Annotated in this window: 15 protein-coding genes; all 15 read right to left on the bottom strand. The window is 41.2% G+C overall.

Annotated features, from left to right (window positions below):
* Nucleotides 1–16: 16 nt before the first annotated feature.
* The 15 genes from LF822_RS01625 to hrcA all read right to left on the bottom strand — a co-directional run bounded on the left by LF822_RS01625 (nt 17) and on the right by hrcA (nt 13,826).
* Entirely contained in the window at nt 17–973 is a 957-nt protein-coding gene (locus LF822_RS01625) for a PhoH family protein (RefSeq protein ID WP_253922221.1), read from the bottom strand.
* Between the two features lie 2 nt (nt 974–975).
* Nucleotides 976–2,160 carry a sporulation protein YqfD gene (yqfD, locus tag LF822_RS01620; RefSeq protein WP_253922219.1) on the bottom strand — a complete coding sequence of 395 codons (1,185 nt, stop codon included), beginning with the start codon at nt 2,158–2,160 and terminating at the stop codon, nt 976–978.
* A 2-nt stretch (nt 2,161–2,162) separates the two neighbouring features.
* A complete protein-coding gene (gene yqfC, locus LF822_RS01615) occupies nt 2,163–2,456 on the bottom strand; it encodes a sporulation protein YqfC (protein WP_253922217.1) in 294 nt (97 codons plus the stop codon).
* Nucleotides 2,457–2,523: 67 nt separating this feature from the next.
* Nucleotides 2,524–3,048 (bottom strand): hypothetical protein, encoded by a 525-nt coding sequence (locus tag LF822_RS01610; protein WP_253922215.1) that lies wholly within the window; start codon nt 3,046–3,048, stop codon nt 2,524–2,526.
* A 29-nt stretch (nt 3,049–3,077) separates the two neighbouring features.
* Nucleotides 3,078–4,067, bottom strand: coding sequence for a flotillin-like protein FloA (gene floA, locus LF822_RS01605; RefSeq protein WP_253922214.1), 990 nt, complete (start codon nt 4,065–4,067; stop codon nt 3,078–3,080).
* A gap of 3 nt (nt 4,068–4,070) precedes the next feature.
* Nucleotides 4,071–5,372 (bottom strand): NfeD family protein, encoded by a 1,302-nt coding sequence (locus LF822_RS01600; RefSeq protein WP_371925849.1) that lies wholly within the window; start codon nt 5,370–5,372, stop codon nt 4,071–4,073.
* Nucleotides 5,373–5,538: 166 nt separating this feature from the next.
* The gene (locus LF822_RS01595) at nt 5,539–5,985 is read right to left on the bottom strand and encodes a GatB/YqeY domain-containing protein (RefSeq protein ID WP_253922213.1); all 447 of its coding nucleotides are present in this window, start codon (nt 5,983–5,985) and stop codon (nt 5,539–5,541) included.
* Nucleotides 5,986–6,005: 20 nt separating this feature from the next.
* Entirely contained in the window at nt 6,006–6,179 is a 174-nt protein-coding gene (gene rpsU, locus LF822_RS01590) for a 30S ribosomal protein S21 (RefSeq protein WP_079530318.1), read from the bottom strand.
* Nucleotides 6,180–6,300: 121 nt separating this feature from the next.
* Nucleotides 6,301–6,972, bottom strand: coding sequence for a deoxyribose-phosphate aldolase (gene deoC / locus LF822_RS01585; RefSeq protein WP_253922211.1), 672 nt, complete (start codon nt 6,970–6,972; stop codon nt 6,301–6,303).
* Between the two features lie 93 nt (nt 6,973–7,065).
* Complete coding sequence (locus LF822_RS01580) at nt 7,066–7,812, bottom strand: 16S rRNA (uracil(1498)-N(3))-methyltransferase (protein ID WP_253922210.1); 747 nt, start codon at nt 7,810–7,812, stop codon at nt 7,066–7,068.
* A gap of 12 nt (nt 7,813–7,824) precedes the next feature.
* Nucleotides 7,825–8,757 (bottom strand): 50S ribosomal protein L11 methyltransferase, encoded by a 933-nt coding sequence (gene prmA / locus LF822_RS01575; protein WP_253923428.1) that lies wholly within the window; start codon nt 8,755–8,757, stop codon nt 7,825–7,827.
* Nucleotides 8,758–8,960: 203 nt separating this feature from the next.
* Nucleotides 8,961–10,088 (bottom strand): molecular chaperone DnaJ, encoded by a 1,128-nt coding sequence (dnaJ, locus tag LF822_RS01570; RefSeq protein ID WP_253922209.1) that lies wholly within the window; start codon nt 10,086–10,088, stop codon nt 8,961–8,963.
* 158 nt (nt 10,089–10,246) lie between these two features.
* Nucleotides 10,247–12,076 carry a molecular chaperone DnaK gene (dnaK, locus tag LF822_RS01565; RefSeq protein ID WP_253922207.1) on the bottom strand — a complete coding sequence of 610 codons (1,830 nt, stop codon included), beginning with the start codon at nt 12,074–12,076 and terminating at the stop codon, nt 10,247–10,249.
* A gap of 38 nt (nt 12,077–12,114) precedes the next feature.
* Nucleotides 12,115–12,666: a nucleotide exchange factor GrpE gene (grpE, locus tag LF822_RS01560; protein ID WP_253922206.1), complete on the bottom strand. Its 552-nt coding sequence runs from the start codon at nt 12,664–12,666 to the stop codon at nt 12,115–12,117.
* A gap of 137 nt (nt 12,667–12,803) precedes the next feature.
* On the bottom strand, nt 12,804–13,826 hold the full coding sequence (gene hrcA / locus LF822_RS01555) for a heat-inducible transcriptional repressor HrcA (protein ID WP_253922205.1): 1,023 nt from the start codon (nt 13,824–13,826) through the stop codon (nt 12,804–12,806).
* Nucleotides 13,827–13,901: the final 75 nt, after the last annotated feature.

The raw sequence follows: 13,901 nt of genomic DNA, 5'->3' as shown, positions 1-13,901 counted from the left end.
GGCCCTTATCTGGGCCTTAGTTTTGTTCATACGCGTCAATTACTCTTTGAACTAATGGGTGACGAACCACATCAGTTTGATCTAAATGTATAAAAGCAGAGCCTTTTACCTTACTAAGCTTTTCTTCCGCTACTTTTAATCCTGAACTCACGCCTTTTGGCAAGTCCACCTGAGTGATGTCACCAGTTATTATCATTTTAGATCCGAATCCTAAACGAGTTAAAAACATCTTCATTTGTTCAGGGGTTGTGTTCTGCGCTTCGTCCAATATGGCGAAAGCATCATCCAGGGTGCGTCCCCTCATGTAGGCAAGAGGAGCAATTTCTATCGTACCCCGATCAATTAGCCGTGCCGTATGTTCCGTACCAAACACATCATGGAGAGAGTCATAAAGAGGTCTTAAATAAGGGTCAACTTTTTCTTTAAGGTCTCCCGGCAGGAAACCAAGACTTTCCCCGGCCTCTACTGCCGGACGGGTTAATATAATCCTCTTTACTTCTCCGTTTTTTAATGCATTTACGGCCATAACTACAGCTAAATAAGTCTTACCTGTCCCAGCCGGACCAATCCCAAACACGAGATCGTTGTTTTTTATAGCTGCCACATAACTGCGTTGTCCCAGTGTTTTCACTCGAACAGATTTGCCTTTAGCATTTTTCGTAATTTCATCTTCAAACAGAGCTTCAAATTGATTTATTTTTCCTTTTTTAGCCAGCTCAACTGCATAAACAACTTCACGTTCAGTTATAGATAAACCTTTTCTGATTAAAGCAAGAACAGCCAGCAAAATTTCTTCGACAAGCTTTACATGCTCAGCTTCACCTGAAACATTTACTTGCTCGCCTCTTGAAATAATAGTTACTTTTAATTGTTCTTCAATTCTTTTTAAATGACGGTCTTCTGTACCGAACAGCGCCAAAGCTTCTGAAGGATTATTTAATTGTATATCTATTGTTTTCAGGTCTCCTTGCATACTCAATCTCCTTGGGAAACATACTTGGTTTCTGCAATATTTTCTTCTACTTTTACTAATAGGATTAATTTTACTTTACCATGGTCCTTACTCTCGTGCAAAATTTTTTCATCAGTAATTTCAGCCTCTTCATCAAGCTGTAATAAAAGAGATTGTTTTGCCGTTTCCACTGAATTATTCACCGATTGATCGCTGGACAAAGACTGCTGCTGTTCTTCATTGTTATAGATCAATGATTCCCTTAATTGTACAGGTACTTTCCATCCAAACAGTTCAAGGCTGTGATTATAGCTTTCCATTCTTACCTGTTCTTCATACTTTCTCCAAAACCCCCATACTGGTATTGAAAAATCATTAATTGCAATGGAAAATGAATGATCTGCATCTCCGTCCGTTATATTCTGCTCTCTTTCCAATTCACTATCAACTTCTACTCTATACCATGTTTCTGCCAGCACTTCACCTTCAGCTTCGATGAATTCCCCACTATCTTCTTTCAGTTCTCCCGTTGCTAACAGCTTCCCTTTTTTCACAACTTCATTTACTTCTGCGGTGGGGCGTCCTTTCGATATGAACATCTTTGTAATTAACCCCTTTTTAGCTGCAACAATATTAGATGGCTTCGGCTTGTCTGCTTCATCGAAATTTGTTTGCTTTACACCGTACAATTGATAGCTTGTCCCCTGCTTCTTCACCCCCACCCATAGAAGCTCAGGAATGTCCTCCAATAATAATCGCTGAATTTCACGAGGCTGCTTCATTGAAAAAGTGCTGGAGCCTGGCTGTATGCCATAAGATGATAATTTAGACTCCACTTCTGCTTCAAGCTCGGGATCAAGCCCTGTAATCTTTATAGACCATAGAGTATTGGCTAACAGAAATGCTGCAATAAAACCTATTAGCACAGCAGTCACTAACGCTTTACGGCTTCTTAGCCGGTTTAAAAAGAATGGAGCACCTTTCTTTGTGAGGATTTTTATTTTACATCTATAATTCTTTCTAAGTCTCCTCAAAACAGGCCAGTCCTGAAGCAGAACAGTCACTTTTACTTTTCGTCCATTTAAATATGTGATATCCGAGAAGGTGCATCCTTGCTTTACGCATGCATGGATAAATGCTTCTAATAGCTGTCCTTCTACAGTAAGAACTAAAGTTCCTTGTAATACAGTCAGCTGACCTCTCCTCATATTCACCCTCCCTCCTTTAATTCTTTAAAATCAATTGATATCAATTCTCCTTCAAGCAGCAGCTCTTGCTTTAACATCATTTTAATCCGCAGGTCTTTCCCTTTAATCGATAACTCACCCCTGCGGTATTGAATCCTGACTTCCCGGTCAGAGAAATGGAGCAGCCCTGTACAATTCTCTATGTAGGCGTGTAAAGAACCTATAGTTGTAATTCTGGGAAGGTCAAGCATGACATCAGCAGGCAGGTCAAAATACTGACTCACCCAATTACGCAATTGATTTTGCCATTTTGACATGCAGCTCCCCCCTCACTTATACATACGAAAAACGCACGAATTGTATCACAACAATTCGTGCGTTTCTTTATCTTTTTCTCGGGTGAGAACTATGCGGTTTGTGAGCCCGCGGCTGACCTAGAATTTCTGACATTACAATTCCTTCAGCCAAGCGGTTTCGATTAAACTTCATAGAATACTTTAAAGGCGTCTTTTTCGTAATTGATTCTTCTTGAACAAATACTTCCATTTTATTCTTATTTAAATCTTTCTCATCAAACGTCAATGATTCTTGAGCTCGTTCTACTTGATAGTCTGCCATTTCTTCAAGACGTTTTTGTTTCTGTTCATAATAATCTTCTATACGTCCCTTGGTATCTTGAGTAACCTCTCTTGACTGGCGTTGAACATCCTTCGCCTTATCCATACTCTCCCTCACCGGTTTTTGCTGCATCGGTCCAGAAGGTGTTCGAGTAGGCTTAGGTTGTTTAGGAGCACCATCCTGTTTCTCAGACTCTTCCTTATTCATACCTGAGAACCAGCTTAATAATCCCCCAATAACAGCCGCCACAATTAAGAAGTTGCTAAAGATTAAATCAAATAGATCATTCATAGCAATTCTCCTTTATGTCATGAGGAAAATTATTGATCATCATTCTCCTTATCTTCTGATAGGTCGCCTAATGTCCTTCTCATGTCTGTATCTGCATTAATGTTCTGATAGTTCATGTAGTCCATGACACCCATTTTCCCGGAGCGCAGGGCTTCAGCAAGAGCTTGTGGTACTTCAGCTTCAGCCTCCACAACTTTAGCCTGCATTTCTTGAACACGTGCACGCATTTCCTGCTCTTGCGCAATCGCCATTGCCCGACGTTCTTCTGCTTTCGCTTGAGCAATGTTTTTATCTGCTTCAGCTTGGTCAGTTTGCAGGATTGCTCCAATGTTTTTACCGATATCAATATCAGCAATATCAATGGATAAAATTTCGAAAGCTGTTCCTGCATCTAAACCTTTACCTAATACATTTTGAGAAATCATATCAGGGTTTTCAAGCACCTTATTATGGTTCGTACTAGAACCGATGGTTGATACAATACCCTCACCTACACGAGCAATAACCGTATCTTCTCCAGCACCACCGACTAATCGATCAATGTTAGCGCGAACAGTTATGCGAGCTTTTGCTTTCACTTCGATACCGTCCATCGCTACACCAGCAATAAAAGGAGTTTCGATTACTTTAGGATTTACACTCATTTGTACAGCTTCTAACACGTCACGCCCCGCTAAATCAATAGCAGCAGCACGTTCAAAGCTTAACTCAATATTAGCACGCTGGGCAGCAATCAGAGCATTCACTACGCGGTCTACGTTACCTCCTGCTAAGTAGTGGCTCTCTAGTTGGTTCGTGTCTACATTCACACCCGCTTTATGAGCTTTAATCAGAGGGTTAATAACTCTAGAAGGGATGACCCTTCTTAATCTCATTCCAATTAGTGTAAAGATACTGATTTTAACTCCAGCAGCTAAGGCGCTAATCCATAGCATAACTGGTATAAATGTGAATAATACCGCTAATACAATAATAATAATCCCAACGATGATGATAGGCATCAATTCTTGAATCGTCATCTCTTATTCCTCCTCTAGTTTGTTTTGTGCTCTCACAACAATTCTTGATCCTTCTGTCTTCACAATAACGACAGGCTGATTAGCTCTTATAAAACTTCCTTCAGAAACTACATCCAGCCTTTCATTATCAAACACCGCTGTGCCTGCGGGACGAAGTGGAGTAATTGTTTCTCCTTGTAAACCAATCAACTCCAGGCGTGTGACAGAAGATACATAACCCTTTTCAGTTGAAGTAGCATCGCTTAATATCACACGTTTGAAGAACCCTCTTTCTAAGCCAATTGTTTTAAATAATATGATGGAAACTACAATGGTGACAATTAACGCAATCCCTATGCTCATTGCCATTTGACCCATATCAGCCGACGAAAGCATTAAGGAAGTAACAATAGCCACAATCCCAGCAATTCCAAGTATACCGCTGGACACAAAAAACTCCGCAATAATTAACCCTATACCTAGTATGAGCAAAATAATCGCTTCATACCCTGCGAGTCCAGCAACGATGTGACCGTAGAAAAACAGTACTAAAGATATAGCACCCATTGTTCCCGGTATACCGAAGCCAGGCGAATACAATTCAACGACTAAGCCGATACTGGCTACTGATAGTAGAATAGGGATAACGACTGGATTCGTTAGAAATCGAGCAAAATTTTCGGCAGGCGTTGGATTATTCTCCACAACTTTCGCTTCTGATAATCCCAGCTCACTAAGTAATTCGACACGATCCTGCACAATACCTTCTGCGTATCCGACTTCCTCAGCCTGATTAGGTCCGAGTGTTAAAAACTCTCCCTCTGGGGCTCCATAGTCTGGTAAGTCCACAGAACTGTCAGCCATCGCTCTCGCATATACCGGATCTCTATCATTAGATTCTGCAGCAGCTACCATTGAAGATATCCAAGCAGATTGAGCTTTCTTATCGGCAGCTGTACCATCAGAGTTAATGACACCTGATGCACCTATAGTCGCCTGCTGCTTCATATAAATTTGATCTGCATTTAAGGCGATATATGAACCTGCTGAATAGGCTTGGCTTGTAATGTACGCTGTGTTTGGAATATCTAAATCTTGTAACAGCTCACCGATCGCACCAGCAGCGTCAACTCTGCCGCCAGGTGTGTCGATCTCAAATATGATATGGTCCGCCCCGTTTTCAAGCGCTTCACTGGTAGTCCGTTCCAAAAATGCAGTCATTCCCCGTTCCACTGTGCTTTCTACAGGTATGACATACACTTGTTCTCCCTCGCCATCTGCATGGACGAGCGAACTAAAATGGCAGGCGGCTAAAATAACGGCCACTAAAGCGCTTGCCCAAAATGGCAGGAACTTAACCTTTCCACCCAAGCCGATCACCCCCTCATTCTATCTTAACCGTTGCATACTATCTATACGTATTTATTATAAAATAAGTTTCAAAAAAATTAAAAAGTCTCCCTTAATTTAATAAAGGGAGACTTTTCTACAATTACGATAATTGCTTAAGTACGAGCTGATTCACTTTTGAACCATCCGCTTTGCCTTTAATCTTAGGCATAACAGCACTCATGACTTTACCCATATCGGCTTTAGATGAGGCTCCTACTTCTTGAATGGTATCCTGAACAACCTGCTCAAGTTCTTGATCAGATAGCTGCTTTGGCATGTATGCTTGTAAAATTTCAATTTCCTTCACTAGTTCTTCTACAAGATCTTCGCGTCCAGCTTCTTTAAACTCATGGAGGGAATCTTTACGCTGTTTTACCTCGCGGGATAAAACGGTAAGTTCTTCTTCTTCAGATAGTTCATTTTTACCCAGTTTAATCGCTTCATTCTGCATTGAAGCTTTCACCATGCGAATTACAGTCAGAGTTTTTTTATCTCTGGCCTTCATTGCGGTTTTCATATCTTGGTTTAGACGTTCAGTAATAGACATCTATATGCACCCTCTTTAGATCACTTGCGCTTTCTAGCGGCCTCAGACTTTTTCTTACGGCGTACGCTAGGCTTATCGTAGTATTCACGCTTACGATATTCTGATAATGCACCGCTTTTCGATACATCGCGCTTGAAGCGACGAAGAGCATCTTCAAGTGACTCGTTTTTACGAACGCGAGTTGTTTTTGACATGCTATTTCCCTCCCTCCGAAGCAAAAAAACTGTTTCTCTAATGTATGAGAGGACTCCCATACCTTCGACAATTATATTATATAGAAGGGATACGGTCAACTTTTTTTAAAAAAAGCCTCTGTTAATAATCCGCAGATCCTTGCCCGCCATTTATGATTTCAATTCCGGCACTGGCTCCAATACGTGTTGCGCCTGCCTCTATCACTGCTTTAGCACCTTCGTAATCTCTTACTCCGCCTGAGGCTTTAACTCCTAGATCGGGGCCTACCGTTTTTCTCATTAAGCTGATGTCTTCCACAGTTGCTCCTCCGCCAGAAAAACCAGTGGAGGTTTTCACGAAGTCTGCTCCGCCTTTTTTTGTAAGCTCAGAAGCTGTCACTTTCTCTTCTTCAGTAAGTAATGAGGTTTCAATTATAACTTTGACTAGTGCTCTTCCTTCAGCTTCATTTACAACGCTTTGAATATCCTGCAGGACGAATTCTATGTTACCGGATTTTAACTCACCCACATTAATAACCATATCTACCTCTGTCGCCCCGTTTTCAATCGCCTGGCGAGTCTCAAATACTTTCGTCTCTGTAGTTGTTGCACCTAAAGGAAAACCGATCACTGTACAAACTTTTACATCTGTCCCATCCAATAATTCCTTGCAGTAGCTGACCCAGTAAGGATTCACACAAACTGACATAAAGCTGTTGTCTCTCGCTTCTTTACAAATCTGCTCTATTTTCTCTTTTGTTGTATCTGGTTTTAATTGAGTATGATCAATTAACTTGGCTAAATTTTGCCCCATATAAATCTTCCTTTCGGTTAGTTGTACGTACATCTATTGTATAATAGCACTACTTCAGCAAAAAAGCTAATGGTTATGAAAGGGTTATCATAGTTACGCTTCTTCTAATTGATAGGAAAGAGCAGATAAGAAATAAAGAGGTGCTGTTTCCATTCTTAGAATTCGCGGTCCTAATCTCACAGAACAGAACCCTTTTTCAATTAATGCAGCACCTTCCTGCTCTGAAAAACCTCCCTCAGGGCCGAATACAATAATAACAGAATCCCCGGGGTTCACAGTGGCTAACGATCTGTGCAGAGTACTGCTATATTCTCTCCTTGCTTCTTTCTCATAAGCAATCAGCTTGTGGTCATACTCATTTAAACCAATAAGATCATTCAGCTTTATTACCGATTGAACGGAGGGTATACGTGTACGTTCGGATTGTTCACTGGCTTCTTTCGCTATCTTCTTTAACCGGCTTATTTTTTTATCCGTTTTTTTAGAATCCCACTTTGTAACAGAACGGGCGGCTTGAAATGGTATAAAAAAAGACGCCCCGAGCTCGGTTCCTTTTTGGACCACCTGCTCCATTTTATCTCCTTTTCCTAAGCTTTGTACGATCGTTACCTCAACTGGGAGTTCATTGTTTTTAGGTACCCAATCACTTATCTCCATCTCTACACACGATTTATCAATGGAAGTTATAGTACAAACCGCATCCCCTTTAACAGCATGTACAACTATCAGCTGGTCCCCCACATTCATACGCATGACGTTAACAATATGGTGAACATCTTCATTATTAATAAAAACGCAGGACTGAGTCCAATTCGAAGAATCTACAAAATAACGCTGCACTATATTCCCACCCTACTTTTTAGCGATGATTGATATCCAGTCTTCCATATTATTTGTTTCTATAATTTCAAAACCCGCTTGTTTTAAATGGTTTAATACAAGTTCTTTTTTTCCAGAAATAATTCCTGAAGTAATAAAATATCCATCCTTTTTCAATAATTGATAGGCTTCATCAATAAACTTAATAATAATTTCAGCTAATATATTTGAGACAATTAAATCAGGCTTGACGTCCACCTCTTTAAGTAAATCGTTTTTCTTAGAAGTAATTTGATTCTGCACTTGATTTAACTCAGCATTATTAGTCGTACTGTTTACTGCCACTTCATCAAGGTCAAAAGCATGTACATGCTTCGCGCCTAATAGAACTGACGCTACACTTAAGATCCCTGATCCAGATCCAACGTCGACTACAAGATCATCGGGTCTTAAATATTGCTCAAGTGCCTGCATGCTTAGAACAGTAGTTGGGTGAGTGCCGGTTCCAAAAGCCATTCCAGGGTCCATTTCAATAATCAGTTCATCACTCGATACAGGTTCATACTCTTCCCATGTAGGTATAATTGTAATGCGTTCAGAGATTTTCACTGGTTTATAATACTTCTTCCACGCTGTAGCCCAGTCTTCCTCTCGAATTTCACTAAGGGAAACGTTGTTATGACCAATATCAATGTCATACTCCTTTAAGCTGGTTACGGATTGTTTAATGGAATCTACAGTCTCTGCAAGGAAGCTGTTCATTTGCAGGTAGGCTTTGACGTAGACCCCTTCTTCAGGATAATCGTCCGGATTTAATTCGTAAATCTCGCCAAGTGATGTCTCTTCTATAATCATATCCCGCGGGTCTTCAATCACCACACCGCTGGCCCCAGCTTCATGCAGAATATTAGAGACAGGCTCAATGGCTTCGTTTGTTGTGTGAATACAAATTTCAGACCACATCATCATCAGATCAACTCACTTTTCTAATTTTAAGTATTAAACTCAATCAAATAACAGCTTCAAGGAATAAGAAAATGTACATCAGAAAGTTCTCCTGTTAAAAATAGGGACAGCAGGAAACCTGGATAAAAAAATAAGTGTCTAGCACTCAAGGCTTGGGGAACGCCCCCTACAATGATATCTGCTAGACACTCTCTTCGATGTGATCAGTCACCTTTAAACGCACGTTTCATTCTTTCAAAAAAGTTTCCATGCTGTTCTTCAGTAACTTCATTACCACTAATCTCATTAAATTCACGAATTAAATCCTTCTGGCGTTCTGTTAAGTTTTTCGGTGTAATCACACGAATCTTAACGTGCTGATCTCCCTGCCCACGTCCATGAACGTTTGGCGCACCCTTATCTTTTAATCGGAACGTCTTACCGGTTTGTGTACCCGCTGGTACTTTCAGCTTAACTTTGCCATGAACAGTTGGTACTTCTATCTCGTCACCAAGTGCCGCCTGGGCAAATGTTAGTGGGATATCACAAAAGATGTGATCGCCCTCACGGTCAAAGAATTCATGAGGCTGTACCCGGATGACAACAAACAAATCACCAGCAGGTCCGCCATTCACACCCGCTTCACCTTTTCCAGGTACACGAATCTGTTGACCTTCTTCAATACCGGCAGGAATATCAATATGAATTTTCTTACGGTTCGTCACACGGCCGTCGCCGCCGCAGGAATTACACTTATCTTTGACAACTTGACCGCTGCCTTGACAGTGATGACATACTCGACGATTTACCACACGGCCAAATGGAGTATTTTGTTCCTGATTGATTTGTCCGCTGCCTTGACAGTGCGAACACGTTTCAGGTGAAGTACCCGGCTTAGCTCCTGAGCCGTTACAAGTATCACACGTTTCCTCTGTCGGTATTTCTACATCCGTACTTTTCCCAAAAATGGCTTCTTCAAACTGAAGTGTCATAGAATATTGCAGGTCGGCACCCTTTCTCGGTGCATTTGGGTCACGTCTGCGCCCGCCGCCTCCGAAGAACATATCAAAAATATCGCCGAAACCGCCGAAGTCTTCTCCTCCGCCGCCAAATCCACCAAAGCCTTGACCCTGGGGACCGGCATGTCCAAATTGGTCGTATTGGGCACGTTTCTGCTGATCACTTAACGTTTCATATGCTTCTTTAGCTTCTTTAAATTTATCAGAAGCGTTTTCTTCTTCACTTACATCTGGATGGTATTTTCGTGCCAGCTTGCGGTATGCTTTTTTAATTTCTTCTTTCGAAGCATCCTTTGATATTCCCAGCACTTCATAATAATCTCGTTTACTCAATTGTCAATCACTCTCCCGGACACTATTGCATAAGGTTTATATTAACACTCTCTAATACATTCAAGCAACTATTAGAGAGGAGTATAGAATTGAAGGTACCGACCTGAAAAAAGTCAAAGTCAAGTTGAACCTGACTTTGACTTTTTCAATTCAATCACTTACTTTTTATTTTCGTCTTCGTTTACTTCTTCATAGTCTGCATCAACCACATCTTCTTCTGTATTTGTCTGCTCGCCTTGTGCGGCTTCGGCTTGTTGTTGAGCTTGTTCATAAAGTTTGACTGAAAGATTTTGAACTTCTTCTTGAAGAGCTTCTTTCTTCTCTTTAATCACTTCAAGATCTTCACCTTCAAGTGCAGATTTCAACTCTTCTTTTGCTGATTCAGCTTTTTCCTTCTCTTCATCAGATACTTGATCACCTAGATCCTTGATCGTTTTATCCGTAGTAAAGACAAGCTGGTCAGCTTCGTTACGAAGTTCAATTGCTTCACGCTTCTTCTTATCTTCTTCAGCATTCTCTTCAGCTTGTCGTACCATGTCTTCTACTTCTTCGTCTGAAAGACCAGAAGAGGACTTAATGGTAATTGACTGTTCTTTGTTCGTTCCCATATCCTTCGCTCGCACGTTAACAATACCGTTCGCATCGATATCAAAGCTAACCTCGATTTGCGGGACTCCACGTGGTGCTGGTGGAATATCAGTCAGTTGGAAACGACCAAGCGTTTTGTTATCCTGAGCCATTTCACGTTCCCCTTGGAGTACATGAATGTCCACAGCTGTTTGATTATCAGCAGCTGTTGAGAACACCTGGGAATGGCTGGTTGGAATCGTAGTATTACGTTCAATAAGTTTCGTAGTTACGCCGCCCATTGTTTCAATACCAAGAGATAAAGGAGTAACGTCAAGAAGCACGACGTCTTTAACATCACCTTGAAGGACTCCACCTTGTATCGAAGCACCAAGTGCTACAACTTCATCAGGATTTACTCCTTTAGAAGGATCTTTACCTACTTCTTTCTTAATAGCTTCCTGTACGGCAGGAATACGTGTAGATCCGCCTACAAGAATAACTTTATGAATTTCACTTGCACTTAAGCCGGCATCTTTAATTGCCTGACGAGTCGGCTTCATAGAACGTTCTACAAGGTCAGATGCCAGTTCTTCAAACTTCGCACGAGTCAGTGTCATTTCCAGGTGAAGCGGTCCAGCTTCTCCTGCTGTAATAAACGGAAGAGAAATTTGAGTCTGTGATACACCTGATAAGTCTTTCTTCGCTTTCTCTGCAGCATCTTTAAGACGCTGCTTAGCCATTTTATCCTGAGAAAGGTCGATGCCGTTTTCTTTCTTAAATTCAGCTACCATATGATTAATGATCACTTCATCAAAGTCATCGCCCCCAAGACGGTTATCACCAGCAGTTGCTACCACTTCGAAAGTACCATCACCGATATCAAGGATAGAAACGTCAAATGTACCACCGCCAAGGTCATACACTAAAATTGTCTGATCCTGATCTTCTTTGTCAATACCGTAAGCAAGTGCAGCGGCAGTCGGCTCGTTAATAATCCGCTCCACTTCCAAGCCGGCAATTTTACCAGCATCTTTAGTTGCCTGACGCTCAGCATCATTAAAGTATGCCGGAACTGTGATTACAGCTTTTTCAACTTTTTCACCCAGGTAGTCTTCAGCATACCCTTTAATATATTGAAGAATAATAGCTGATACTTCCTGAGGAGTGTATTCTTTACCTTCAACTTCTACTTTGTGGTCTGTACCCATATAACGCTTAATGGATAAAATAGTATTCGGGTTCGTAATCGCCTGACGCTTCGCTACTTCTCCTACTTGACGCTCCCCGTTCTTAAACGCAACAGCTGAAGGAGTCGTACGGTTACCTTCCGGGTTTGGGATAACCTGTGCTTCTCCACCTTCCATAACTGCTACACAAGAGTTAGTTGTTCCTAAGTCAATTCCAATAATTTTACTCATAAATCTTATCCTCCTCTACAAATTTCAAAAATATAAGGTTACTGATTTACTTTTACCATAGCCGGTCGGATGACTCTGTCGTTTAACCGATAGCCTTTTTGAAGCTGCTCTACGATGACATTTGAATCGTAGTTCTCATCTTCAACCTGCATTACCGCTTGATGCAGATGTGGATCGAATAGTTCGCCTTTGGCGGGAATCTCTTCTACCCCTTCTTTATCTAAAGCAGCGTGGAACTGATCATATACCATTTTCATTCCATTGGCGAAGTTTTGGGCAGATCCACCATCCACTTCTACCTGCAGCGCTCTTTCAAAGTTATCTAATACTGGGATAAGCTCTTCTACTAGAGATTGAGCTTTATATTTCCGGTCAGCCTCCCTCTCTTTCTGAGTTCGGCGGCGGAAGTTATCATAATCAGCCTGAAGTCGCAGCAGGCGGTTTTGGATTTCTTCCTTTTCTTCACGAAGCTGATCTGCTTCGCTTTTTTCTTCCATTACTTCAGCCTGGTTATTTTCATTAGTTTCATCTTCATCAGGTTGATCATTAATTTCTTGTTCAAGTGTATCTTTCTGTTTCTTTTCTTCCATGACGTACACCTCCTTGGTTCCGTTTCACCGTTATGACTATAACATGAATATATATTCTTAAAAAAGCAATAGACAAAAAGAAGCGATGGGCTGTCCAACTCTCCCATCTTTAATTCCTCATCTTAACCGTGGCTAAACTAGTACCATGCACGGAATGTATCTGTCATTTGCTTAGATAACACGTTTAAAAGAGATACAACCCGATTATATTCCATCCTCGTAGGTCCTAATAGAGCTATTGTCCCTACTTGTTCATTACCGAGCGTATAGCTGGCAGTAATTAAACTGCAATTCTGCATGGCATCGAATGGGTTTTCGTGACCGATACGTACATGCACGCCTTTTTCGCCAGAACGGAGAAGGTCTGCCATTTCGTTTTCTTTCTCGATAATGGCATATAAAGACCGGACTTTCTCTAAATCTTTAAATTCAGGCTGCATGAGTATATTTGTTTTACCGCCTATATACAGTTTCGTCTCGTGATCATCCAGGAGCGCGGCCTGCAAATAAGAAAAAGCATGATTGTGCTGATCCGTGTGGCCTTTTATTAACTCCAGAATTTCAGTTTGCAGCTTCTCATAAAGCTGCACAAGCGGAACACCACGCAGCCTATCGTTGAGGATGTTAACCAATTTCTCTAACTGAGACTGATCCATTTCAACTGGAACATTAAAAGCTCTATGCTCAACGTGTCCCGTGTCTGTAACTAGTATAGCTATTGCAGACTGGTCGTTTAACGGGACAATCTGTAACTGCTTTAACTTCGTCTCAAACACTTCAGGACCAAGGATAATCGAGGTATAGTTCGTCAGCTCCGACAAAATACCAGCGGACTTCTGAACGATACGCTCAAATTCCATTCTACGATCATTAAAAGCCTGCTTGATCGTTATCAGCTCACGGTTAGATAACCTCAGAGGTGATAATAAATGATCGACGTAAAAGCGGTAGCCTTTTTCCGAAGGAACCCGGCCGGAGGAAGAATGAGTCTTTTCCAGAAAGCCCATTTCCTCTAAGTCTGCCATATCATTTCTAATGGTGGCTGAACTGTGAGTGATCTCTTCCTTCTTAGACAAAGATCTCGAACCAACAGGTTGTGCAGTAAGGATAAATTCATCAATGATGACCTGCAGAATTAATAATTGTCTATCCGTTAACATCGATAATCACCCCTGTTAGCACTCGAATTGAGTGAGTGCTAAATCTAATAATAAATTATCAAAAGGCCTTTTCGT

The sequence above is a fragment of the Halobacillus sp. A5 genome, from assembly GCF_024189315.1.
Taxonomy (GTDB): domain Bacteria; phylum Bacillota; class Bacilli; order Bacillales; family Halobacillaceae; genus Halobacillus_A.
This window is presented reverse-complemented; position numbering and strand designations above follow the sequence as displayed.